The following is a 25,147-nucleotide window of genomic DNA, read 5'->3' as shown; positions in this document are numbered from 1 at the left end:
CACCGGCATCCGACCACGAGCATCCAACTGGATCCCGCAGAAAGGATGGTGGACCAGTGACCGCCCCCGCCGCGCATCTTCGGCCGGACGCGGCCCGCCACGCGGACGCGGCCCACGACCCGGTGGTCGTGCGTGGCCGCGCGGTGGCCCGCGAGCTGCTCGCCCCGGCCGCCGCCGCGACCGCCGTGGGCCGGGTCCCGCGCTCCCACCTCGACGCCCTGGGCGCGGCCGGCGCCCTGGGCACCGCAGTCCACCGGCCGGCCGCCCCGGTCACCCCCGCACAGGTCCAGCGCGAGGTGTCCGAGGCGATCGCCGCCGCGGACGGCTCGACCTGGTGCGTGTGGGCCCAGCACCACCACCCGCTGCGCGAGGTGGCGGGCAGCGCCGACCCCGAGGTTCGCGAGCGCTGGGCCGGACCAATGGCGGCGGGCCGTGTGCTGGCCGCGGGCGCGAGCTCCCATCTGCGTCGGTCGGGTCCGCCGGCCGTCACCGCCGTCCGCGACGGCCGGGGCTGGCGGCTGCACGGCCGGCTGGCCTGGCTGTCCGGCTGGGGGATCGCGGACGTGGTCATGGTGGGCGCGGTCACCCGCGACGACAGGGTCCTGTTCGCCCTGCTGGACTGCGACGAGCGAGCAGGGATCGGCGAGGTCCGCCCGCAGCGGCTGTGGGGCATGGCAGCGACCAGCACGGTGTCGGCGCGACTGGACGGCACCGCCGTCGCACCCGACCGGGTGGTCGCCCTGCACCCGGGCGCCGCGTGGCGCCGCGCCGACGCCGAGCGCCGCCCGAACGTCAACCCCGGCGTGTTCGGCACCCTCACCGCCGCCACCGCCTGCCTGACCGACGCCGCGCAGAGCGCCGAGTACCGCGAACTGGGCCTGCGCACCGCCGCCGAGGCGGACGCGCTGCGGGCCGCCGCGTACCGTCTGATGGACGAGGTACCGCCGCACGAGGCCGCCGAGGAGCGCCTCGCGGTCCGGTCGGCCGCCCTGGAACTGGCCTGTCGGGCCGCCGCCGCCTGCGTCGCGGCCGGTGGCGGGGCCAGCGCCGCCGCCGGTTCGCCGCCGGCCCGGCTGTTGGCGGAGGCATCCTTCCACCTCGTGCAGGCGCAGACCCGGGAGAGCCGCACCGCCACCGGGGCACGGATGCTCGCCGTCGCCGACGCGGTCCGGGGCGCGCGGTGAGCGGTCCGGGGCGCCGGCACCGATTCCGGCTCGCCGACACCGGACCCGAGTCCCCGAACGCGCTGCACGGCAGCCGCCGAACTGGCGGCGGCCTGCCCGCGCGTCCACCCCGCGCGGCACGTACTTCGCCGGCGCCGACGTCGTTGGCCGGGCGAGCGGGAGGGGCCGAAGTTCTGCCACGCCCTGCCCGCCGGTCGCGACATCGCGGCCATCCCTCACCGGGTCTTCCACAGCGGTCCGGAGCCGGGCGGCCCGTTCGTCCGGTTCACGTCCCGCGAGCCGGAGGCCGTGTTCGAGGAAGCGGCGCGCAGGCGCGCCCCTCTCCCCGTGCCGCCCGACACCCACCCCCGTACGGAAGGGACGAACCCGTGACCACGACGGCCGCCCACCCCACCGCCCTCCCGGCCGCCGCGCGCCGGGCCGAACTCGAAGCCGCGCTCGGCGCCGTGACAGCCCGCGTCGAGTCGGCTGCCGCCTCGTGCGGGCGCGACCCGCGCGGGATCACGCTGGTCGCCGTCACCAAGACCCGGCCCGCCGCGGACGCCCGGATGCTGCACGCGCTCGGCGTCCGGCACCTGGGCGAGAACCACGATCGTGAAGCGGCCACCAAGGCCGCCGACCTGGCCGACCTGGCCGGCCACCCCGAGCCGCCGCAATGGCACTTCGTCGGCTCGCTCCAGCGAAACAAGGCCGCCTCGGTGGCGCGCTACGCCTCGCTCGTGCACTCGGTGGACCGTCACGCTCTGGTGGCGGCGCTGTCCCGGGGCGCCCTGAACGCCGGTCGTACCCTGTCCTGCCTGCTCCAGGTCAGCCTGGACGGCGACCCGCGCCGCGGCGGCGTGCCCGCTGACGGGCTCGCCGCCCTGGCCGACGCGGTCGCGGACGCCCCGGGCCTGCGACCTGCCGGGGTCATGGCGGTCGCCCCGCTCGGCGAACCCGCCGAGGCGGCCTTCGACCGGTTGGCCGCACTCGCCGCCCGGCTGCGCGTCGACCACCCGGAGGCGACCGCCGTGTCGGCCGGCATGAGCGGGGACCTGGAGAAGGCCGTCGCGGCGGGTGCGACCCACGTGCGGATCGGCTCCGCCCTGTTGGGTGGCCGGGCGTACCCCGCCAGGGGCGGGACACCGCCGGGCGGAGCCGACTCGGAGACGTACGGTCCGGCGAGCGGGCGGACGACGGAAACGCACGCGACGCCGCCCGGCGGTGCCGCGTGAGCACTTCGCCGCCGCCGCTGGCCCCCGTCGGTCTGCCGGCCGCCGGTACCGGGACCCGGCCCCTGGACCTGCGCTACCTGGAACGCCCGCCCGCCGACCACGAGCGCCCCTACTTCCCTTTCGTCGCGGACCGCCTGCGCGGGGTCCTGGACCGACCGGGTGCCTCCGTCCTCGACATCGGATGCGCCAACGGCGCCTTCCTGCACCACCTAGCGGACCGCCACCCGCACGCCACCCTGTCCGGGGTCGACGCGCTGCCCGCGCTGGTCGAGCACGCCGCCCGGCACGTACCCGGGGCCGACTTCTTTGTCGGCGACGTGGGCCGTGCCCGAACGCTGCCCGAGCGGCAGTACAGCGCGGTCACGATGCTCACCCTGCACAGCCACTTCGACTCCCTCGATCCCTGGCTGGACCACGTCTTGGACCTGGTGGAACCGGGCGGGCGGGCGCTGTTGTTCGGCACCTTCAACCCCTTCCCCGTCGACGTACTGGTCCGGCTGCGCCAAACCGACGGCGCCGAGGACGACGACTGGATGCCCGGCTGGAACATCCACTCCCGCGCAGCCTTCGCGGCCCGGCTCGCCGCTCGCGGACAGCGCCACCGCTTTCACGACTACGAGCCGCCGGCGGACGTCCCGTGCTCGCCCGACGATCCGCTGAGCACCCGCCGCGCGACCTTGGACGGCGCGACCGTGCTCACCAACGGTGCCGGGGTGCTGCTGCCGTTCGCCCTGTTGGAGGTGTTCGCATGAGTGCGCGCCACCCCGCCCGGCCGCTGGCCGAGCCGCTGCGCGCCCTGCTCCGCAGCCCGGTGACCGGGGGCCCGCTCACCTGGGCCGGGCCGCACCTGCTGACCGACGGCGAAGGGCTGTGGCCCTGCCCGGAGGGCATCCCGTACCTGCGCACCGGGCGCGACGGGCTGCGGGCGCGGGCCGTCGATGCCCTGCGGGCGGGCGAGGTGGAACGTGCCCTGGCCCTGCTGCTGTGCGACCGCAAGGACGACACGGTCCCGCCCGCGGACCCCGCGGCGGCCCTCGCGGTGGTCACGGGGGCCACGACCGCCGCGGCGGCCATGGCCGGTCTCGGATACGGCGACCTGGCCTCGTACTTCCTGCACCGCTGGTGCCAGCCGACGTACCTCAGCGGCCTGGCCCTGCTGGACGCGCACGCCCCGACCGGAGGCACCCTCTTCGAGATCGCCTGCGGAGCCGGGCACTTCCTGCGTACCTGGACGGAGCGGTCCGGCCCGGCCATCGGCTCCGACCTGGTCTTCTCCCACCTGTGGATCGCCAGGACCTTCTGCGCCCCCGACTCGGACCTGGTCTGCTTCGACGCGGACGGCCCCTTCCCGCTCGCCGACGGCGCCGCCGGGGCGGCCCTGAGCCACGACAGCTTCCACTACTTCCGCGACAAGCGGCACGTGCTGGCGGAACTGCTGCGGGTCGGCGGCACCGGACCGGTCATGCTGGGCCACGTCCACGACGCCGGGCACGCCAACTACTCGCCGGGCCTGCCGCTGACCGCCGACGGGTACCGGGAACTGCTCGCGCCGGACCACTGCTACGACGACGAGGCACTGACGGAGGCGGCGTTGCGGGGGCGGACGGTCGCACCGACGGAGAACGGCCGCCCGGAGGGCGCCGCGGCGTTGGCGTTCGTCCTCCGGGCCACCGGGGCGCCGGGCACCCCCGGTCGGCTCACCGCTGCCCTGCCCGGCCGCCCGCTGCGCGTCAACCCGCTGCTGAGCGATGACGGACCTCGCTGGCCCCACGAGCGCTTCGCCCGCGAGTTCGCCGACCGCTGGCCCTACCTGCGCGAACTCTCCCGGCCGCCCCGCTCCACCGTGGCCGCCGCCCGCGCCGGGCGGGCCGGTTTCGATCCCGACGTCGACCGCGCCGCCCGGCGGCGGGCCTTGGTCGACCTTCCCGAAAGTTGGCTCTGACATGACCACTCTCGACGACCGCCCCACTCTTCCACCCGTGGACCCGCGGCAGTTGCCGCGCTCCTGCCGCACCGGACCGGGCGTACGTATCCGCGCCGGTCGCCTGAGCGTGGGCGAGAACGTCACCATCGGTGCCGGTACCACCCTCGTGGGCGACGACGTCGTACTCGGCGACGGAACCGTCGTCGGCCCGGAATGCGACCTGCGGGCCGGCACGCTGAGCCTGGGCCCGGGCAGCGAACTCGGCCCGCGGGTGCGCGTCCTGGCCGCGGAGCGGTTCGCGGCCGGCGGTGCCGCCAGGATCGGCCCCGACGCCCAAGTCCTGTGCCGGGAGTTCACCGCCGGCCGGCTGCTGTACTTCGGCGATGGCGCGCGGGTCGGCTACGGCGGCACCACCACCTCGACGTCCCGGGTCAAGATCGGCGACCGGGTCACGGTCGGCCAGCACACCATCCTCAACGCGAACCACGAGATCAGCCTGGGCGACGGTGTCGGCACCGGCTCCTACCTGGCGGTGTGGACGCACGGCTACCACTTCGGCCACGGCCCCCTCGACGGCACCGAGCCCGCGTACGCCCCGGTGCACGTCGCGCGGGACGTATGGCTCGGCTACCACGTGACCCTGCTGCCGGGCGCCCACGTCGGGGAGGGGACGATCGTGGCGGCCGGCTCCGTCGTCACCGCCCCCCTCCCGGCGGGCATCCTGGCCGGTGGCGTCCCCGCCAGGGTCAAGCGGGAGCTCCACCTCGGGCCCGTGGCCGACGACCGGGCTCGCGACGCCGTCCTCGGCGTGCTGGACGGCTGGCGCACCGAACTCGAATGGAAGGGCTGCACGGTCGACGTACGCGCGGGCTCGCCGGGGCAGGGCCTCCCGTCGGGCACGTACGAAGGCTCCGCGGGAACCTTGACCGTCGCCCTTGCGGACGGCACGCACCGCACCCGGGTCGTCCTCCTCGCCCCGGACGACCCCTGGCCGGGCGACCCGCCACCCGGCCAGGCCCTCGCGGTGCTCTCGCTGGGCGAGCGTCCCGACCGACGGCCGCGCCCCGGCGACCCCGTCGCCCTGTTCGAGCTGCGCTCCGGACGGCTCTCCGGCCACGCCTCGCCCGTCGTCGAGGACCTGCGCGACCGGTTGCGGCGGCATGCCATGCCCTGCGGGGACGACCGCTGCTTCAGCTCGATCGAGCCGGCGGCCTTCGCCCGCCTGAAAGAGGCCGCGGGATGACCGCCACCGACGGACCCGCGGTGATCGGCCTGCTCGGAGGGATGAGCTGGCCGTCCACCCTCACGTACTACCGCGCCCTCAACGAAGGTGTCGGGAAGGCCCTGGGCGGCTCGCACTCCGCCCGGGTGCTCATCTGGTCGCAGGACTACGCCGAGGTGGAGCGCCGCCAACTCGCCGGGGACTGGGACGGGGCCGGGACACTGCTCGCCGAGGGTGCCCGCCGGCTCGAGACGGCCGGCGCTGACCTGGTCGCCATCGCCTGCAACACCATGCACCGGGTCTCCGGGGCCGTGCGTGCCGCCTGCGACCTGCCCTTGGTCGACATCGTCGAGGTGACGGCGGAGGCCGCCCGGCGACGGCGCATGTCCCGAGCGGCGGTCCTGGGCACCCGGTTCACCGCGCGGGGCGCCCTGTTCGACGGCGCGCTGACCGCCCGGGGTATCGAGCCTGTCCTGCCCGAGCCGGCCGACCAGACTCTGATCGACCACATCATCTACCACGAGTTGTGCCGGGGCACCGTCAGCGCCGCCGCGGCGACCGCCTTCACGGACCTGAGGGAGCGGTTGCGGAGCGAGGGCGCGGACGGCGTCATTCTCGCGTGCACCGAACTCGGCCTGCTCGTCCCGGCCGCCGAGCGCGGCTCGCGCGCGGTGCTCGACACCCTGGAGGTACACGTCGAGGCGCTGGTCGCGGCGTCACTGGGGGACCGGGTGGCGGGCCCGGCGAACGTGTCCGGCGCGCGGCCGGCGGGTCCCGCGATCGCCGCACCCGCACCGACGGGGTACGGCACGTGAGAGCCTGGAGCCCGGCCGGGCGGCCGACGACCCCCGCCGGCCGGACCACCCCCGCCGCCCGCGCCCAGCCCTCCGCGCCCCCCGGCACCGAACCCGGTCGAGCCGGACGGCCTGCAGGGACCGATCCGCCGGAGTACGGGGACCCGGTCGCGGCCCGCACGGCGCTGCGCCGGCTCACCTCCGCGGTGACCGTCCTGACCGTCGACGGCGGCGACGGTGACCGGCACGGCACCACAGCCGGCTCGGTGGTCGCGATCTCCAGGGAGCCGCTGGTCCTCGGAGTGGCGCTGCGCCCGGGGTCCGCCTTCGTCCGTCTGGTGCTGCGCACCGGCACGTTCTCGGTGAACGTGCTGGCCGTCGGGCAGGGCGAGGCCGCCCGGCGGTTCGCGGACCCCGGCCGGTCGCCGGGTGACGCCCAGTTCGCGAACGTGGCCTGGAGAGCGGACCCGTTCAGCGGCGCCCCCCTGCTCGACGGCGCGCTCGCGCACCTGTCCTGCCGGATGCTCGACCGCCGCCCGGTCGGTGACCACGACCTGCTGCTGGCCGAGGTCACCGGCGGCGCCCCGGCCCCCGGCGCCCCGCTCCTCAGCTTCTCGGGCCGGCTGGGAGCTGTCGAAACTGTCTAAGAATGCCTCGACGTCGGGCGCGTAATTGTTTAGGGGGTTCAGCTGGTTGCGGGCAGCGTGAGGGCCGCTCGTAGAAGAGATCGCGGAGTGATCCGCACCGACTCGGGCGGAGGCACCCACGAGTTCGTCGACTGGCTGTCCGCCCGCGGCCGGTGGCTGTCCTACTCGGTCGGTATGACCATCACCGACGCCATCCACCACGCGGTCCTGAAGATCCCGGCCTCGGCCTGGACGCCGGCCGTCGAGCACGACGGCGAGATCCGCGAAGGCGCCTGGGTCGCCGACCTCGACGGCGACTGCCTCAAGGGCTGGCCGAAGGGGATGCGCCTGATCGTACGGAAGGAACGGCCGCACCCCGGCGCCCAGTTGCGGATCACCGACGCCGACGGCATGCGCCTGACCTGCTTCGCCACCAACACCAAGAACACCCCGATCGCCGCACTCGAACTGCGGCACCGCCGGCGCGCGAGGGCCGAGGACCGCATCCGCGCCGCCCGCGCCACCGGCCTGCGCAACCTCCCCCCGCACGACGCCGCCCAGAACCGGATCTGGCTGGAGATCGTCCAGATCGCCCTGGACCTGCTGGCCTGGATGCCGATGCTCGCCCTCACCGGCCAAGCCCGCCGGTGGGAACCCCGCCGCCTGCGGCTGCGGCTGTTCTCCGCAGCCGCTCAGCTCGTCACCACCGGACGCCGCCGCGTCCTCCGCCTCGCCAAACACTGGCCCTGGACCGGCCTGATCACCGAAGCCCCGCAACGGCTCGCGACCCTGCCGAACCGCGGCTGACCAGCAACTTCCCCGTCCCTACCAGCAGCACCACCCGACCGGAGCCGTGGAATCCGGCGCCCACCCGACGCGACAGCCGGGCCACCACCCTGCCCACCTACAGAAGTGACCGCCCCGAACAAGCAGAAAGGGTCCGTCAGCAAGCTGACGGACCCTCATGCAAGATCGAGGCTAATGGATGAATCGCATCAAAACAAGACAGTCACATAAGCCGTATCCCGGCCTTGACCTGGGCAAACGCCCTCTGAGATCTCTACCGAACCCGGGGCGGTTCAAACCGACATGAACAGGATCACGAGACACTAGGGCTTTTCTCAGGTGGGACGCTGGTTGGATCCGGAATCATGCCCCTCCTATCGGATACCGATCTCTGGCTGCGCCGTTTCCATGACGCGCCGCAAGGTGCCGCACCCCGTGTGGTGTGCTTTCCGCACGCCGGCGGTGCGGCCAGCTGGTACCGGCCGCTCGCCACCGGGCTGGCCACGCGCGCCGAGGTGCTGGTGGTGCAGTACCCGGGCCGCCAGGACCGCCACAACGAGCCCCTGATCGACGACGTACACGTCCTGGCCCGGCGCATCACCGAGGTGGTCGCCCCGCTGCGTGACCGCCCGCTGGTGCTGTTCGGGCACAGCATGGGCGCCTCCGTGGCGTTCGAGGTCGCGACGGCGCTCCAAGCCGGGTCGGCGGAGGTGGCCCACCTCTACGTGTCCGGGCGCCGGGCGCCGCAGCACTCCCATGACGAGCAGGTGCACCGGCTCGACGACGCGGGAGTGATCGCCGAGGTGCGCCGGCTGGCCGGCACGGACTCGCGCGTCTTCGACGACGAGGAACTGGTCCGCATGGTGCTGCCCGCGATCCGCGGCGACTACCGCGCCGCCGAGACCTACCGCTACCGGCCTGGACCGCCGCTGACCTGCCCGGTCACGGCGCTCACCGGGGACGCCGACCCCAAGACGACCGTCCAGGAGGCGGCTGACTGGCAGGAGCGGACCACGGGCTCGTTCCAGCTGCGGGTGTTCCCCGGCGGCCACTTCTTCCTCGCCGAGCACAGCGAAGCGGTGATGGACCTGCTTTCCGGCGAATCACCTAGTGCTCGGCGCTCTACTTTGACACCAGTTCCGGGTCCGTCCCCTCGCGGACCTTCCGCGTGCTGAGAGGAAACCGGATGACCAGGCGTGCACTCATCACCGGCATCACCGGGCAGGACGGCTCGTACCTCGCAGAGCATCTGATCAAGCAGGGCTATCAGGTGTGGGGACTGATGAGAGGACAGGCCAACCCGCGCAAGTCGCGGGTGTCCCGGCTGATGTCCGAACTGTCCTTCGTCGACGGCGACCTGATGGACCAGGCGTCCCTGGTCTCGGCGGTGGACCTCGTCCAGCCGGACGAGGTCTACAACCTCGGCGCCATCTCCTTCGTACCGATGTCGTGGCAGCAGGCCGAACTCGTCACCGAGGTCAACGCCATGGGCGTGCTGCGCATGCTGGAGGCGATCCGCCAGGTCTCCGGCCTGTCCGCCTCGCGGCACGCCACCGGCAAGCAGATCCGCTTCTACCAGGCGTCGTCCTCGGAGATGTTCGGCAAGGCCGCGGAGACCCCGCAGCGCGAGACGACCATCTTCCACCCGCGCAGCCCCTACGGTGTGGCCAAGGCTTACGGCCACTTCATCACCCGCAACTACCGCGAGTCGTTCGGCATGTACGCCGTCGGCGGCATCCTCTTCAATCACGAATCCCCGCGCCGCGGCGCGGAGTTCGTGACCCGCAAGATCTCCCTGGGCGTCGCCCGGATCAAGCTGGGCCTCCAGGAGAAGCTCTCGCTCGGCAACATCGACGCCCTGCGCGACTGGGGCTTCGCCGGCGACTACGTGCGGGCCATGCACCTGATGCTGCAGCAGGACACGCCCGACGACTACGTCGTCGGCACCGGCGAGACGCACTCGGTGCGCGAGGCCATGAGCCTCGCCTTCGAGCATGGCGGGCTCAACTGGCAGGACCACGTGTACACCGACCCCGCGCTGGTGCGTCCCGCCGAGGTGGAGATCCTCTGCGCGGACACCACCCGGGTCCGCCAGGAACTGGGCTGGAAGCCCGAGGTCGACTTCACGTCGCTGATCCGGATGATGGTGGACGCCGACCTCAAGCACGTCGCCACCGAGCACGAGTACGGCGATCTGCTGGCGGCCGCAGGCTGGTAGCCCGCCGGGACCGACCGCAGACCCCGAGCGGGGCGCGCACCCGGTGCGCGCCCCGCTCGTTCTTGCCCTCTTACCGCTCAGGCGGAGTGGAGCCTGGCGTAGAACCCGCCGCGGGCCAGGAGTTCGGCGTGCGGGCCGCGCTCCACCACGTTGCCGCGGTCCATGACAACGATCAGGTCGGCGCCCCGCACGGTGGACAGGCGGTGCGCGATCACAAAGCTCGTGCGACCCGCCCGCAGGGACACCATGGCCTGCTGGATCAGCGCCTCGGTGCGGGTGTCGACCGACGAGGTGGCCTCGTCCAGGACCAGGATCGCCGGCTGCGCGAGGAAGGCCCGCGCCAGCGTGATCAGTTGCCGCTCACCGGCGCTCAGGCCGCCGTGGTCGTCGTCCAGCACGGTGTCGTAGCCGTCCGGCAGGGCGCGCACGAACCGGTCCACGCACATGGCCCGGGCAGCCTCCACGACCTCCGCACGGGTGGCCCCCGGACGGCCGTAGGCGATGTTCTCGGCGATGGTGCCGTGGAACAGCCAGGTGTCCTGCGACACCAGGCCGATCCGCGAGCGCAGGTCCGCGCGGGTCAGGGCGGTGGTGTCGACGCCGTCCAGGAGGATGCGGCCGGCGTCGGGGTCGTAGAAGCGCAGCAGCAGGTTGCCCAGGGTCGTCTTGCCGGCGCCGGTGGGGCCGACGATCGCCACCAGTTGGCCCGGCTCCGCCGCGAGCGACAGGTTCTCGATCAGCGGCTCGTCGGGCAGGTACCGGAACGACACGTCCGAGAACTCGACCCTGCCCTGCACCGAGGCCAGGCGCTTCGGGGAGGCCGGGGCGGGCGACTGCTCGGGCTCGTCGAGGAGTTCGAAGACGCGGCGGGCCGAGGCGATGCCGGACTGGAGCTGGCCGGAGAAGTTGGACACGTCGATGATCGGGCGGCTGAACATGCCCGAGTACTGGATGAACGCCTGCACGTCGCCGATCGTCACCGCGCCCGAGGCCACCCGCAGCGCGCCCACCACCGCCACCAGCACGTAGTTGAGGTCGGTCACGAAGCGCGTCGTGGGAGCGACGAGGCCGGAGAGCGCCTGGGCGCGGTAACCGGATTGGTAGAGCGCCTCGTTGTGCTCGTCGAACCGCTCCTCGGCGAGTTCCCGGCGGCCGAACGTCTTGACCAGGGAGTGACCGCTGTAGCTCTCCTCGACGTGGGCGCTCACCTCGCCGGTGCTCTTCCACTGCTGCTGCACGCGCGGCCACGCCCGTTTGCTGATCCAGGTCGCGAGTGCCAGTGCCACCGGCACGCTGAGCAGCACGAACAGCGCCAGCTCGACGGAGATCACCAGCATGATGGCCAGCACACCGACGACCGAGAAGACCGAGTTGATCATATGGCCGATGGTCTGCTGCAGGGTGCGCTGGAGATTGTCGATGTCGTTGGTGACCCGGCTGAGCACCTCTCCGTGCGGACTGCGGTCGAAGTAACTCACCGGCAGGCGGGTGAGCTTGGCGTCGACTTCCTCGCGTAGCCGGTGCACCGCGTGCTGCACCACCGCGGCGGCGAGCCGCCCCTGCGCCAGCATGCACAGCGAACCCACCACGTACAGGGCGACGATGACCGCGAGCACCATGCCCAGCGCACGCAGGTCCACGCCCTGGCCCGGGGTGACGTCGACCGTGCTGATGACGTTGGCGAGCGTGTCCTTGCCGTCGGCGCGCAGATGCTCCAGCACCTGCTCCTCCGACGCGTTCGCGGGCAGCGAGCGGCCCACGAGACCGGCGAAGATGAGGTCGGTGGCGTGGCCCAGCAGTTTGGGGCCCAGCAGGTTCAGCACGATCGAGGCGGTGCCGAGCAGGGCCATTGGGACGAGCTTGGCCCGGTAGGGCCGCAGCAGGCCCAGGAGCCGTCTGGTGGTGGCGGGTTCGTGTTTCTCGGCGGGTGCGGGTACGGCCGCCGGGGGCGCCTCGCGTGTCGGGGCGTTCATCGGATCTCCTGGTGGACGGGCTGGGAGAGCGCGATCTCCCGATAGGTGGGGTTGTCCCGCGACAGCTGTGCGGGCGTGCCGGAGCCGACCACGTGTCCGTCGTCCAGTAGCAGGACGTGGTCGGCGTCCTCGGCCGCGCTCACCCGCTGCGTCACCAGGAGCACCGTCGCGTCGGCGAGTTCGGTCGCCAGCGCGGCTCGCAGCCGGGCTTCGGTGCCGTGGTCGAGGGCGGAGAAGCAGTCGTCCAGCAGGTAGATGCCGGGGCGTCGGACCAGCGTCCGGGCGATCGCCAGACGCTGGCGCTGGCCGCCGGAGAGGTTGGAACCGCCCTGCGCCACCGGCGCGTCCAGTCCGATCCGCTCGACGAACTCCCGTGCCTGGGCGACCTCCAGCGCGTGCCACAGTTCGGCGTCCGTGGCGTCGGGGCGGCCGAAGCGCAGGTTCGAGGCCACGGTGCCGCTGAACAGGTGCGGCTGCTGCGGCACATGGCCGACAGTCTGTGACAGCACCGCCGGGTCGAGGGCGCGTACGTCGACGCCGTGCACCCGGATGTGGCCGGCGGTGACGTCGTACAGCCGCAGCACCAGGTTCAGGAGGGTCGACTTGCCGCTGCCGATGTTGCCGAGGATCGCGACCTTCTGACCGGGCCGGACGACGAGGTCGACGTCGCGCAGGACGGGCTTCTCCGCGCCGGGGTGGCCGAAGGCGGCGCCCCGCAGTTCGAGGTGGCCGGGGGCGGGCAGCTCCCGCACCGGACGCTCGGGCGCCGGCACGCTGGTGCGGGCGTCCAGCACCTCCTGGATGCGCCCGGCCGAGACGGCGGCCCGCGAGCCCTCGGTGAACACCATCACCGCCATGATGATCGAGACGATGATCAGCGTGACGTAGCTGAGTAGCGCGGTGAGGGCGCCCAGCCGCATGTCGCCGGCGTCGATCCGCCGCCCGGAGACCCAGATGATCACCACGGTCAGGACGTTCATCACGATCATCACCACGACCGGCATGGCCGCGATGATCCGCCCCACCCGCAGCGACACCTCGAACAGCTCGTCGTTCGCGCGGTCGAAGCGGGCACGCTCATGGTCGTCGCGGACGAACGCGCGGATCACCCGCACCCCGCTGATCCGCTCGCGCAGCAGGTGGTTGATGCGGTCCATGGACTTCTGCATGCGCGCGTAGAACGGGCTCAGCCGGCCCAGCGCCACCGTCAGGCTCGCGATCACGGTCACCACGAGCGCGACGACGACCACGGACACCGCGACGTCCTGGAGGACGGCCAGCACGACTCCGCCCAGGCACATGATGACCGCCGACACCGCCACGTCCGCCGTCGTCAGGACGATGGTCTGCACCTGATGGACGTCGTTCACGGTGCGGGTGAGGAGCGAGGGAGTGCCGATCTCGCCCACCTCGCGCGCCGACAGGCCGAGCACGGCCCGGAAGACCCGGCGGCGCAGATCGCGGCCCAGGCCGGCCGCGCACCGGGCGGCGAACACCACGGCGCCGGCGGCGGTGACGATCTGCACCACGGCGACGGCCAGCATCACCGCACCGATGGTGAAGATGTACTCCACGTCGCCGGTGAGGATGCCGTGGTCGATGACGGCGGCGTTCAGGGTGGGCAGCAGCAGGGTGGCCACGGTCTGCATCAGTTGCAGCACCAGCAGGGCCACAAGCCCTCGGCGATAGGGCCGCAGATGGGTTTTCAGGAATCCGATCAGCACACGGCACTCCCCTTGAGGCCCAGGTCGACGCGGTTTGCCCGACCAGCACACCGCACGGGGAGCGTGGGGGATCACTAGACTTCCGCGGCCCAAGGACAGGCAGAATCCCTAGTGTTCCCGCTCCTACGGTGGTGTCAGACCCAGAGGCCGTCGTGAGGAGTGCCCGGATGAGCGAGATCCTGAGTGCCATCGAGTCGGACGACGCGGGGCCCCGGGATTTCGAAGCCCTGCCGGTGCCCGACAGCTACCGGGGGGTCGTGGTCCGCCGCGAGGACGTCGGCATGTTCGAGGGACTGCGGACCGGGGAGAAGGACCCGCGCCGGTCGCTGCGCCTCGCCGAGGTGCGGACTCCCGAGGTCGGGCCGGGCGAGGCGCTGATCGCGGTGATGGCCTCGTCCGTCAACTACAACACGGTGTGGTCCTCGATCTTCGAGCCGCTGCCCACCTTCACCTTCCTCAAGCGGCTCGGTGGCAAGCACGACCTGCCCCACCATGTGCTCGGCTCCGACCTCGCCGGCGTCGTGCTCCGCGTCGGAACGGGCGTCACCGCATGGCAGCCCGGCGACCGCGTCGTGGCGCACTGCCTGGACGTCGAACTGGAGCACCCGGACGGCCACGGCGACACCATGCTCGACCCGCAGCAGCGCATCTGGGGCTTCGAGACAAACTACGGCGGCCTCGCCGAGCTCGCCCTGGTCAAGGCCAACCAGCTGATGCCCAAGCCGGAGCACCTCACCTGGGAGGAGGCGGCGGCGCCGGGCCTGGTCAACTCCACCGCGTACCGGCAGCTCGTCTCCGCCAACGGCGCGAACATGAAGCAGGGCGACACGGTCCTGATCTGGGGCGCCTCCGGCGGGCTCGGCTCCTACGCCACCCAGCTCGCCCTCAACGGCGGCGCGACGCCGGTGTGCGTGGTCTCCTCGCCGCAGAAGGCGGAGGTCGTCCGCAGGGCCGGCGTCGACCTGATCATCGATCGGTCCGCCGAGGGGTATCGGTTCTGGAGCGACGAGCACACCCAGGACCCCAGGGAGTGGAAGCGGTTCGGCGCGCGGATCCGCGAACTGACCGGCGGCCAGGACCCGGACATCGTGTTCGAGCACCCCGGCCGGGAGACCTTCGGCGCCAGCGTGTACGTCGCCAGACGCGGCGGCACCATCGTCACCTGCGCCTCGACCAGCGGCTTTCTCCACCAGTACGACAACCGCTATCTGTGGATGCACCTCAAGCGCGTCATCGGCACCCACTTCGCCACGTACCGCGAGGCATGGGAGGCGAACCGGCTGGTCGCCCAGGGGCGGATCCACCCGACGCTGTCCACGGTGTACCCGCTGGAGAAGACCGGGCAGGCCGCTTACGACGTGCACCGCAACACCCACCAGGGCAAGGTCGGCGTGCTGTGCCTGACGCCCTCGGAAGGGCTCGGCGTGCGCGACCACGCGCTGCGCGCCCGCCACCTGGACGCCATCAACCGGTTCCGGATCGCCGACGGCCGCCGCGCGGAGGAAGGAGCTGCGCTGCGATGAACGACAAGCCTTCCGTGCCGGCGGCGTGCCCCTTCCCGTCCCCGCGCGACCCGCACCACCCCCTGGACCTGCCCCCCGAGTACGGGCGCCTGCGCGGGGACGACCCGGTCTGCAGGGTCGAGACCCCCGCCGGTGACACCGCCTGGCTGGTCAGCCGCTACTCCGACGTACGTGCGCTGCTGGCCGACCCGCGGTTCAGCGCCGAGGTGATGAACCCCGGCTACCCCCGCTACCTCTTCCCGGTCGCCCCGCAGCCCGGGGCGTTCGTCACCGTCGACCCGCCGGAGCACACACGCTATCGGCGAATGATCATGAGCATGTTCACCAAGAAGAAGGCCGAGAGCATCCGGCCCGCCGTGCAGGAGCTCGTGGACGAACGCATCGACGCGCTGCTCGCCGGGCCCCAGCCCGCCGACCTGGTGTCGGCCTTCGCCCGGCCCATCCCGCTCACCGTCGTGTGCGAACTGCTCGGCGTCCCCTACAAGGACCGGCTGGCCTTCGGCCGCTGGATCGGCACCCTCGTCGAGACCACCTCCAGCCAGGCGCACCGCAACGCCGCCGCCGGCGCCCTCTTCGGCTACCTCACCAAGCTCGTCATGCGCAAGGAGCGCGAGCCCAGCGACGACGTGCTCGGGCTCCTGGTCGAGAACCAGCTCAAGACCGGTGAGATCAAACGCGAAGAGGTCGTCGTCATCGGCATGATGCTGCTGTCGGCCGGCTACGACACCACCGCCAGCTCCATCGCGCTCAGCGTGCTCGCGCTGCTCGAACACCCCGACCAGCTGGTGAAACTGCGCGAGAACCCTGGTCTGGTGGTCGGCGCCGTGGAGGAACTGCTGCGCCATCAGAACGTCATGCAGTGCGGGGTGGGCCGGGTCGCCAAGGAGGACGTGGAGATCGCCGGGCAGGTGATCAGGGCGGGCGAGGGCGTCATCGCCCTGCTCTCCTCGGCCGACCGCGACGAGAGCGTCTACGCCGACGCCGACCGGCTCGACATCACCCGCAAGGACAGCACCCCGCTGGCCTTCGGGCACGGAATCCACAGCTGCATCGCGAAGTTCCTGTCGCGTGTGGAACTCCAGGTGGCCGTCCTCACGCTGATCACCCGCATTCCGACGCTGAAGCTCGCCAAGCCCGCGCGGGAACTGCGCTTCCGCGACGGTGCCATCGTCTACAGCCTGCGGGAGCTGCCCGTCATCTGGTGACCGACCGTCACCTCGCGCACCCCGTCACCCGTCGCGCGCCGGCCCGCCAAGGCGGGCGCGGCCTCCGACGGTTTCCGCGGGATACCACCCCCCGCTTTCTAGGGGGATGCCACCCCGCGCCGCACAAGACTTTCCAGCACGTCGCTGTCGCCTGTCGAGATGAGTTGAGAGATGGACAACGAACAGAAGCTTCGGGACTACCTTCGACGGGCCAGTACGAACCTTCAGCGCACTCGACGGCGGCTTCAGGACCTCGAAGCGGCGGCGCAGGAGCCGATCGCCGTCGTCGGCATCGGCTGCCGCTTCCCCGGCGGGGTGAAGAGCCCCGAGGACCTGTGGCGCATGGTCGTCAGCGGCGAGCACGGCATCCGCCCGTTCCCCCAGGACCGCGGCTGGGACCCGGACATGCTCGCCCTGTCGGCCACCGACCAGGGCGGCTTCCTCGACGGTGCCGGAGAGTTCGACGCCGACTTCTTCGGCATCTCGCCGCGCGAGGCGCTGGGCATGAACCCGCAGCAGCGGGTCCTGCTGGAGGTCACCTGGGAGGCGCTGGAGCGGGCCGGCATCGACCCGCACACCCTCAAGGGCAGCCAGACCGCGGTGTTCGCCGGCGCCATGAACCAGGACTACCAGCTTGGTCCCCGCGACGGCGGCGAGGGCATGGTCCTGCTCGGCAGCTCCAACAGTGTCATCTCCGGACGCATCTCCTACACCCTCGGCCTCGTCGGGCCCTCCGTCACCCTCGACACCGCCTGCTCGTCGTCGCTGGTGGCGATGCATCTGGCCATGCAGGGGCTGCGTGCCGGCGAGTGCTCGCTCGCGCTGGCCGGCGGCGTGACCGTCATGGCGAACCCGGCGACGTTCATCGAGTTCTCCCGCCAGGGCGGCCTGTCCTCGGACGGCCGCTGCCGCTCGTTCGCCGACTCCACCGACGGCACCGGCTGGGCCGAGGGCGTCGGCATGCTCGTCCTGGAACGCCTCTCGGACGCGCAGCGCAACGGCCACGAGGTCCTCGCGGTACTGCGCGGCTCGGCCGTCAACCAGGACGGCGCCTCCAACGGCCTCACCGCGCCCAACGGCCCCTCGCAGCGACGCGTCATCGAGCAGGCCCTCGTCAACGCGCGGCTCACCGGCGACCAGATCGACGTCGTCGATGCGCACGGCACCGCCACCACCCTCGGCGACCCCGTCGAGGCCCAGGCCCTGCTCGCCACCTACGGCCGGGACCGCGACGCGAACCGGCCGCTGCTGCTCGGCTCCGTGAAGTCCAACCTCAGCCACACCCAGGCCGCCGCCGGAGTCGCCGGCGTGATCAAGGCCGTCATGGCGATCCGCCACGGCGTCGTCCCGCAGACCCTCGGCGTCGACCGGCCCTCCTCGCACGTCGACTGGGACTCCGGCGCCGTGGAACTGGTGCGGGAGAACCGGCCCTGGCCCGAGACCGGGCAGCCCCGCCGCGCCGCCGTGTCTTCGTTCGGCCTCAGCGGCACCAACGCGCACACCATCATCGAGCAGGCCCCGCCCGCCGAGGCACCCACGCAGGAGCAGGACCCGGTGCCCGCCGGGACCGTGCCGGTCCTTGTCTCGGGCCGCTCCCGGGAGGCGTTGCGCGCCCAGGCCGCGCGGCTGCTGACCGTCGCCGACCAGCACCGCGCACTCGACATCGCCCACTCGCTGGCCACCACCCGGTCGAGCTTCGACCACCGCGCCGCGATCACCGGCGACATCCGGGCCGGCCTCGCCGCCCTCGCCGCCGACGAACCGGCCGCGGGGCTCCTCCAAGCCACTGCGGCCCGCTCGAAGTGCGCGTTCCTCTTCACCGGCCAGGGCGCCCAGCGCCTCGGCATGGGACGCGAACTGTACGAGCGCTTCGGGGCCTTCCGGGAGGCCTTCGACGCCGCCCTGGCGCACCTCGACCCCGCGCTGCGCGACATCGTCTGGGGCGAGGACGCCGATGTCCTGAACCAGACCCGGCACACCCAGCCCGCGCTGTTCGCGTTCGAGGTCGCCCTCTACCGCCTCGCCGAGTCCCTGGGCCTGAAGCCCGACTTCGTCGCCGGGCACTCGATCGGCGAGATCGCCGCCGCGCACGTCGCCGGAGTGCTATCGCTGGAGGACGCCGCCCGTCTCGTCACCGCCCGCGGCGACCTCATGCAGGCACTGCCCGCCGGCGGCGCCATGCTGGCGGTCACCGCCACCGAGGACGAGGTCCTGGCCCACCTCGGCGACGCCGAGTCGGACGGGAGGATCCCCGCCGGAAAGGTCTCCGTCGCCGCCGTCAACGGCCCCCGCTCGGTCGTCGTCGCCGGAGCGGCCGACGCCGTCGCCGCGATCGAGGCGCACTTCACCGACGAGGGCCGCAAGACCAAGCGCCTCGCGGTGTCGCACGCCTTCCACTCGCCGCTGATGGCCCCGATGCTCGACGACTTCCGCGCGGTCGTCGCCGACCTCACCCTGAACCCGCCGCTCATCCCCCTGATCTCCCACGTCACCGGCGAGCAGGCCCGCGTCGAGCAGGTCACCTCCGCCGACTACTGGGTGGACCACGTCCGCCGCGCGGTGCGGTTCGCCGACGGCGTCCGCTGGCTGCACGAGCACGGCGTCACCACCTTCCTCGAAGTCGGCCCCGACGGCGTCCTGTCCGCCCTGGCGCAGGAGAGCGCAGACGACGTCACCGCGCTGCCCCTGCTGCGTTCCGGCCGCCCCGAGACCGACACCGTCACCGCCGCCCTCGCCGCCCTGCATGTGCGCGGCACCACCGTGAAGTGGGCCGAGTACTTCGCCGGCACCGGCGCCCGCCGAGTCGACCTGCCGACCTACGCCTTCCAGACCCGGCGCTACTGGCCCAAGGGCGGCAGCTTCGGCTTCGACCCGCGCTCGGCCGGCCTCGGCGCAGCCCAGCACCCGCTGCTCACCGCCGCCGTCTCCCTCGCCGACTCCGACGGGGTGCTGCTCACCGGCCGCCTCACCCGCACCACCCACCCGTGGCTGGTCGACCACGCTGTGCGCGGCACGGTCCTGCTGCCCGGCACCGCCTTCCTGGAACTCGCCGTCCGCGCCGGCGACGAGGTCGGCTGCGACCGCGTCGAGGAACTGACCCTCACCGCGCCGCTCGCCCTGCCCGAGACCGGCGGCGTCCAGGTGCAGCTGTGGATCGGCAAGCCGGACGCCGACGGCCGCCGCACCGTCACCGTCCACTCCCGTCCGGACGACGAGGAGGACGAGCCGTGGACGCAGCACGCCACCGGCGTCCTCACCTCACCCGCCCGCGCCTCCTCCTTCGACACCACCGTGTGGCCGCCCGCCGACGCCCGCCCCCTCGACATCGACGGCTGCTACGACCAGTTCGCGGGCATGGGCTTCGAGTACGGGCCCGTGTTCCAGGGACTCAAGGCGGCCTGGCGGGGCGGCGACGGCGCCCTCTACGCCGAGGTGCGGCTGCCCGAGGACGCCGACGCGGCCGGCTTCGGCCTGCACCCGGCGCTGCTGGACTCCGCCCTGCACGCCGCGCTCGTCGCCGGGGAGGGTGACGCCGGACTGCCGTTCTCCTGGGAGGGCGTGTCCCTGCACGCCACCGGCGCGAGCGAACTGCGTGTGCGCCTGACCCGCAGCGGCGACAACACCTACGCCATCGCCGCCGCCGACGCCTCCGGCGAACCGGTCGCCACCGTGGACTCGCTGGTCGTACGGCCCGTCGGCGCACCCTCCGCCGCCACCGACCGCGACTCGCTGTTCACCGTCGACTGGGTGCCGGTCACCGTGCCCGCCGAGCCCACCGCGTTCTCCGTGCTGGGCGAGGACGTGTTCGGGCTCGGCGGCGAAGACGACGCCGACGTGGTCGTCGTGCCTCTGCTCGGCGACGCGGACGTCGTCGGCTCCGTGCACACGCTCACCGAACGCGTCCTCAGCCTGCTCCAGGAGGAGCGCGAGGAACGCCTCGTCTTCGTCACCAGCAACCGCGACCTCGCCTCCGCCGCAGTCTGGGGCATGGTCCGCTCCGCCCAGTCCGAGGCCCCCGGTCGCCACACCCTGCTCGAACTCGACGGCACCGAAGACTCGTTGACGGCGCTGGGCCAGGCGATCGGCTCTGACGAACCGCAGCTCGCCCTGCGCGACGGCGAGGCCTACGCGCCCCGCCTGACCCGCGCCCAAGCCGCCGAGCCGCAGGCCGACTGGGGCGACAAGGTCCTGGTCACCGGCGGCACCGGCGGCCTCGGCAAGCTGATCGCACAGCACCTCGTGACGGCGTACGGCGTCCGCGAACTGATGCTGGTCAGCCGCAGCGGCAGGGCCGACGTCTCCGAACTTCGGGCGCTGGGCGCCGAGGTGACCGTCGCCGCGTGCGACGTCGCCGACCGCGAGGCGCTGGCGGAGCTGCTGCGCGAGCACCCCGTCAGCGCGGTCGTGCACGCGGCCGGCGTCCTCGACGACGGCGTGCTCTCCTCCCTCATCCCCGAACGGCTCCACCCCGTGCTGCGCCCCAAGGTGGACGCGGCCTGGCACCTGCACGAACTCACCCGGGACCTGGACCTCAAGGCGTTCGTGCTGTTCTCGTCCCTCGCCGGCACCTGGGGCACCCCCGGCCAGGCCAACTACGCGGCGGGCAACCACTTCCTCGACGCACTCGCCGCATACCGGCGGGCCGAGGGCCTGCCCGCCGTGTCGCTCGCCTGGGGCGCCTGGGCGGGGGCCGGCATGCTCGCCGACGCCGACGCCGAGCGCATGGCCCGCACCGGTATGCCGCCGCTCACCGTCGAGCAGGGACTGCGGCTGTTCGACGCCACGGTCGCAGGCTCCCACGCCACCGCCGTACCCGCGCGGTTCGACCTCGCGACGCTGCGCCGGCGCGGCGAGGTGCCGCCCTTGCTGCGCGGCCTGGTCCGCACCCGCGTCCGCCGCGCCGCCACCGGCTCGCAGACCGCCGACACCCTCGTCCGCCGTCTCGCCCAACTGCCGGCGGACGAGCGCGGCGACGCCCTGCTCGACCTGGTGCGCAGGCAGGTCGCCGCAGTGCTCGGCCACGCCTCGGGCGCCGAGATCGAGCCGACGCGGCAGTTCCAGGACCTCGGCTTCGACTCGCTCACCGCGGTCGAACTGCGCAACCAGCTCACCGCCGTGACCGGCCTCAGGCTGCCCGCGACGATGGTGTTCGACTACCCGACCCCCACCGCGCTCGCCGCCCACCTGCTGGACGACCTCTTCGACGGCGCGGCCGAGATCACCGCCCCCACCGCGGTCACCGACGTCTCCGACGACCCGATCGTCATCGTCGGCATGGGCTGCCGCTACCCCGACGGCATCGGCTCGCCCGACGACCTGTGGCGGCTGGTCTCGGAGGGCGGCGACGCCGTCACCGGCCTGCCCGCCAACCGGGGCTGGGACCTGGAGAACCTGTACCACCCCGACCCCGAGCACCCCGGCACGACGTACACCCGCTCCGGTGGATTCCTGCACGACGCCGGCGAGTTCGACGCCGGGTTCTTCGGCATGTCGCCCCGCGAGGCCCTCGGCACCGACTCGCAGCAGCGCATCCTGCTGGAGGTCGTCTGGGAGGCGATCGAGAACGCGGGCATCGCCCCGACCTCGCTGCGCGGCAGCCAGACCGGTGTCTTCGCCGGCGTCATGTACAACGACTACGGCGCCCGGCTCGGCGGCGGCGACTTCGAGGGCTTCCAGGGCGCCGGCACCTCGCCGTCCATCGTGTCCGGCCGGGTCTCCTACACGCTCGGCCTGGAGGGGCCCGCCGTCACCGTGGACACGGCGTGCTCCTCGTCGCTGGTGGCCATGCACTGGGCGATGCAGGCGCTGCGCGCCGGTGAGTGCTCGCTCGCGGTGGCCGGCGGTGTCACCGTCATGTCGACGCCGACCGCGCTGATCGAGTTCTCCCGGCAGCGCGGCCTGTCCCCGGACGGCCGGTGCAAGGCCTTCTCCGACTCCGCCGACGGCGTCGGCTGGGCCGAGGGCGCCGGCGTGGTCGTACTGGAACGGCTGTCGGACGCCCGGCGCAGCGGCCACCGCGTCCTCGCCGTCGTCCGCGGCTCGGCCGTCAACCAGGACGGCGCCTCCAACGGCCTGATGGCCCCCAACGGCCCCGCCCAGCAGCGCGTCATCCGCGCGGCCCTGGCCTCCGCCGGGCTCACCCCGGACGCGGTGGACGCGGTCGAGGCGCACGGCACCGGCACCACCCTCGGCGACCCCATCGAGGCGCAGGCCCTGCTCGCCACCTACGGGCAGGACCGCCACGACGACCGGCCGCTGCTGCTCGGCTCGGTGAAGTCCAACATGGGCCACACCCAGGCCGCGGCGGGCGTCGCCGGCGTCATCAAGATGGTCATGGCGATGCGCCACGGCGTAATGCCGAGAACCCTGCACGTCACCGAGCCGTCCACGCACGTCGACTGGACCGAGGGCGCGGTCCGGCTGCTCACCGAGAACACCGAGTGGCCGCAGGCCGACCGGCCGCGCCGGGCAGGCGTCTCCTCCTTCGGCATCAGCGGCACCAACGCGCACCTGATCCTCGAAAGCGCCGACGCCGCGCAGCCGCGCCGCGAGGCCGAGGAGCGGCCCCGTGAGTCCCGGCAGCAGGCAGGCGAGTCCCCGCAGCAGGTCCGCGGGCCCTTCGTCCTGTCGGCCCGCACTCGGCGCGCGCTGCGCGGCCAGGCCGCCCGGCTGCGGTCGTTCGTGGCCGGCGACACCTCGCTCGACCTCACCGACCTCGCGTACTCGCTGGCGACCACCCGCTCCGCGTTCGAGCAGCGGGCGGCCGTCGTCGCCGAGGACCGCGAGGGGCTGCTGCGGGCGCTGACCGCGCTGGCCACCGAGCACACGGACATCGCGCTCGTCGAGGGCGAGGCCGCACCGGGCAAGGTCGCCTTCCTCTTCTCCGGACAGGGCACCCAGCGCCTCGGCATGGGGTGTGAACTCGCCAAGCGCCACCCGGTGTTCAGGGACGCCCTGGACGAGGTGCTGCAGCGCCTCGACGTCCGCGACGTCATGTGGGGCGAGGACCAGGAGGAGCTGAACCGGACGGGCCACGCACAGCTCGCGCTGTTCGCCGTCGAGGTCGCCCTGTTCCGGCTTGTGCGCTCGTGGGGGATCAGGCCGGGCGCGCTCGCCGGGCACTCTATCGGTGAGATCGCTGCCGCGCATGTGGCGGGTGTGTTGTCGCTGGAGGACGCGTGTGCGCTGGTGTCGGCGCGGGCGCGGTTGATGCAGGCGTTGCCGTCGGGTGGGTCGATGGTGGCGGTGGAGGCGACCGAGGAGGAGGTGACTCCGTACCTGGATGGTGCGGTGTCGATCGCGGCCGTCAACGGGCCGTCGTCGGTCGTGGTCGCGGGTGACGAGGCCGACGTGGCGCGGGTCGTCGAGCGGTTCGCGGACCGTCGTACGAAGCGGTTGAAGGTGTCGCACGCCTTCCACTCGCCGTTGATGGACCCGATGCTGGACGACTTCCGTGCCGCCATCGCCGGGCTGTCGTTCAACGCCCCCGAGATCCCGCTGGTCACCAGCGGCGACGTGACCGACCCGGAGTACTGGGTGCGGCACGTACGCGACGCCGTTCGGTTCGCGGACCACGTCCAGGCACTGCGCGACTCGGGCGTCACCACCTTCCTGGAGATCGGCCCCGAGGGCGCCCTGTCCGCCTTGGTCGACGAGGCCGTCCCGGTGCTGCGCAAGGACCGGGGCGAGGAGGAGGCCGTGGTCGCCGCCCTGGGCCGGCTGTTCGCGGCCGGGGTGGGCGTCGACTGGAGCACCTGGTTCGCCGGTGCCCGCGAGATCGTCCTGCCCACCTACGCCTTCCAGCACGAGTACTACTGGCCGCTCGGCGCGCCGCAGCAGCCGCCCGCCGCCGACTCCGACACCTCGGCCGACCCCGCCGACGCCACCCTGTGGGCCGCCGTCGAACGCGGGGACGCCCGCGAACTCGCCGCACTGCTCGGGCTGGACGCCGACCAACGCTCCTCCCTGGACTCCCTGCTCCCGGTGCTCTCGTCCTGGCGGCACGGCAACCAGGAGAAGGCCCTCCTCGACTCCTGGCGCTACCGGGTGCTGTGGGCGCCGCTGCGGGCCGCCGCCACCCCGGTCCTGGACGGCCGCATCGCCCTGTTCACCTCCGGCGACACCGACCCCGAACCGTACCGAGCCGCGCTCGCCGCGCACGGCGCCGACGTCACCGTGGTCACCCTGGATGATCCGGCCGACGACCCCTCCGCCCCCGCCGATGTCGCCGCCATGGGCGAACTCCCCGACTGCGAAGGCGCGGTGTCGCTGCTCGCGCTGGACGAGCGTCCGCACGCCGCGCTCACCGTCGGCCTCGCGCTCACCGTCGAACTCGTGAAGAGGCTCGACGCCCCGCTGTGGACGGTCACCTCCGGCGCGGTCGCCGCAGGTCTCGGCGACGAGGTCCGCTCGCCCGCCCAGGCGGCGGTGTGGGGCTTCGGCCGGGCCGCCGCGCTGGAGTACCCGCAGCGCTGGGCGGGCTTGGTCGACCTCCCGGACACCCTCGACGAGAACGCCCTGTGTCGTCTGGTCACCGTGGTCGCCGGACTCGACGGCGAGGACCAGGTCGCCGTGCGCTCGACCGGTGTCCTCGGCCGCCGCCTCGCCCGCCGACCGGTCGACGCGCTGCCCTCCGGCCTCCCCGCCTCCGGCACGGTGCTGATCACCGGCGGCACCGGCGGACTCGGCGCCACCACCGCCAGGTGGCTCGCCGGACGCGGCGCCGAGACCCTCGTCCTGACCAGCCGACGTGGC

At 73.1% G+C, this 25,147-nt stretch carries 14 protein-coding genes and 1 pseudogene (1 of these 15 running past the window's edge); 13 read left to right on the top strand and 2 right to left on the bottom strand.

All coding sequences use genetic code 11. From position 1 onward, the window contains the following. Positions 1–56: 56 nt before the first annotated feature. The 10 genes and pseudogenes from JEK78_RS00610 to JEK78_RS00565 all read left to right on the top strand — a co-directional run bounded on the left by JEK78_RS00610 (position 57) and on the right by JEK78_RS00565 (position 9,968). Entirely contained in the window at positions 57–1,184 is a 1,128-nt protein-coding gene (locus tag JEK78_RS00610) for an acyl-CoA dehydrogenase family protein (protein WP_200262123.1), read from the top strand. Between the two features lie 368 nt (positions 1,185–1,552). Further along, a complete protein-coding gene (locus JEK78_RS00605; RefSeq protein ID WP_200262122.1) occupies positions 1,553–2,398 on the top strand; it encodes a YggS family pyridoxal phosphate-dependent enzyme in 846 nt (281 codons plus the stop codon). Next, entirely contained in the window at positions 2,395–3,150 is a 756-nt protein-coding gene (locus JEK78_RS00600; RefSeq protein WP_200262121.1) for a class I SAM-dependent methyltransferase, read from the top strand. Before JEK78_RS00605 ends, JEK78_RS00600 begins: the two co-directional genes overlap by 4 nt. After that, positions 3,147–4,340, top strand: a complete 1,194-nt coding sequence (locus tag JEK78_RS00595; RefSeq protein ID WP_200262120.1) for a methyltransferase domain-containing protein — start codon at positions 3,147–3,149, stop codon at positions 4,338–4,340. The genes JEK78_RS00600 and JEK78_RS00595 overlap by 4 nt, the downstream gene beginning before the upstream one ends. A gap of 1 nt (position 4,341) precedes the next feature. Beyond that, positions 4,342–5,565, top strand: coding sequence for a DapH/DapD/GlmU-related protein (locus tag JEK78_RS00590; RefSeq protein WP_200262119.1), 1,224 nt, complete (start codon positions 4,342–4,344; stop codon positions 5,563–5,565). Then, the gene (locus JEK78_RS00585; protein ID WP_200262118.1) at positions 5,562–6,359 is read left to right on the top strand and encodes an amino acid racemase; all 798 of its coding nucleotides are present in this window, start codon (positions 5,562–5,564) and stop codon (positions 6,357–6,359) included. The genes JEK78_RS00590 and JEK78_RS00585 overlap by 4 nt, the downstream gene beginning before the upstream one ends. Then, positions 6,356–6,985, top strand: a complete 630-nt coding sequence (locus JEK78_RS00580; protein WP_200262117.1) for a flavin reductase family protein — start codon at positions 6,356–6,358, stop codon at positions 6,983–6,985. The genes JEK78_RS00585 and JEK78_RS00580 overlap by 4 nt, the downstream gene beginning before the upstream one ends. A gap of 69 nt (positions 6,986–7,054) precedes the next feature. After that, positions 7,055–7,771, top strand: a pseudogene (locus JEK78_RS00575) (transposase); the annotation flags it as partial. Positions 7,772–8,115: 344 nt separating this feature from the next. Beyond that, positions 8,116–8,925: an alpha/beta fold hydrolase gene (locus JEK78_RS00570; protein ID WP_200262116.1), complete on the top strand. Its 810-nt coding sequence runs from the start codon at positions 8,116–8,118 to the stop codon at positions 8,923–8,925. Positions 8,926–8,936: 11 nt separating this feature from the next. Continuing rightward, on the top strand, positions 8,937–9,968 hold the full coding sequence (locus JEK78_RS00565; protein WP_200262115.1) for a GDP-mannose 4,6-dehydratase: 1,032 nt from the start codon (positions 8,937–8,939) through the stop codon (positions 9,966–9,968). 77 nt (positions 9,969–10,045) lie between these two features. Here the strand turns inward: JEK78_RS00565 and JEK78_RS00560 are convergent, their stop codons facing one another. Together JEK78_RS00560 and JEK78_RS00555 are read right to left on the bottom strand one after the other, a co-directional pair. Further along, positions 10,046–11,941 carry an ABC transporter ATP-binding protein gene (locus tag JEK78_RS00560; protein ID WP_200262114.1) on the bottom strand — a complete coding sequence of 632 codons (1,896 nt, stop codon included), beginning with the start codon at positions 11,939–11,941 and terminating at the stop codon, positions 10,046–10,048. Then, complete coding sequence (locus tag JEK78_RS00555) at positions 11,938–13,665, bottom strand: ABC transporter ATP-binding protein (protein ID WP_200262113.1); 1,728 nt, start codon at positions 13,663–13,665, stop codon at positions 11,938–11,940. The genes JEK78_RS00560 and JEK78_RS00555 overlap by 4 nt, the downstream gene beginning before the upstream one ends. A gap of 167 nt (positions 13,666–13,832) precedes the next feature. On the opposite strand from JEK78_RS00555, the gene ccrA reads away from it, so the two are divergent. The 3 genes from ccrA to JEK78_RS00540 form a co-directional block, all read left to right on the top strand. Next, a complete protein-coding gene (gene ccrA / locus JEK78_RS00550) occupies positions 13,833–15,188 on the top strand; it encodes a crotonyl-CoA carboxylase/reductase (RefSeq protein WP_200262112.1) in 1,356 nt (451 codons plus the stop codon). Then, positions 15,185–16,393: a cytochrome P450 gene (locus JEK78_RS00545; protein WP_200262111.1), complete on the top strand. Its 1,209-nt coding sequence runs from the start codon at positions 15,185–15,187 to the stop codon at positions 16,391–16,393. The genes ccrA and JEK78_RS00545 overlap by 4 nt, the downstream gene beginning before the upstream one ends. Positions 16,394–16,564: 171 nt before the next feature. Further along, positions 16,565–25,147, top strand: the start of a protein-coding gene (locus JEK78_RS00540; protein WP_200262110.1) for a type I polyketide synthase. It continues 18,450 nt past the right edge of the window; the window shows 8,583 of its 27,033 coding nt (coding positions 1–8,583); it begins with the start codon at positions 16,565–16,567; its stop codon lies off the right edge, out of view.

Origin of the sequence: Streptomyces sp. HSG2, from assembly GCF_016598575.1 — a bacterium.
Taxonomy (GTDB): Bacteria; Actinomycetota; Actinomycetes; order Streptomycetales; family Streptomycetaceae; genus Streptomyces.
Note: the sequence above shows the minus strand (reverse complement) of the source record. Positions and strands in the feature narration are given on the sequence as shown.

Excerpts from the sequence above, each read along its gene's own strand:
- JEK78_RS00545 (WP_200262111.1), top strand. The coding sequence starts at position 15,185 with ATGAACGACAAGCCTTCCGTGCCGGCGGCGTGCCCCTTCCCGTCCCCG.
- JEK78_RS00590 (WP_200262119.1), top strand. The coding sequence starts at position 4,342 with ATGACCACTCTCGACGACCGCCCCACTCTTCCACCCGTGGACCCGCGG.
- JEK78_RS00570 (WP_200262116.1), top strand. The coding sequence starts at position 8,116 with ATGCCCCTCCTATCGGATACCGATCTCTGGCTGCGCCGTTTCCATGAC.
- JEK78_RS00595 (WP_200262120.1), top strand. The coding sequence starts at position 3,147 with ATGAGTGCGCGCCACCCCGCCCGGCCGCTGGCCGAGCCGCTGCGCGCC.
- JEK78_RS00560 (WP_200262114.1), bottom strand. The coding sequence starts at position 11,941 with ATGAACGCCCCGACACGCGAGGCGCCCCCGGCGGCCGTACCCGCACCC.
- JEK78_RS00565 (WP_200262115.1), top strand. The coding sequence starts at position 8,937 with ATGACCAGGCGTGCACTCATCACCGGCATCACCGGGCAGGACGGCTCG.
- ccrA (WP_200262112.1), top strand. The coding sequence starts at position 13,833 with ATGAGCGAGATCCTGAGTGCCATCGAGTCGGACGACGCGGGGCCCCGG.
- JEK78_RS00585 (WP_200262118.1), top strand. The coding sequence starts at position 5,562 with ATGACCGCCACCGACGGACCCGCGGTGATCGGCCTGCTCGGAGGGATG.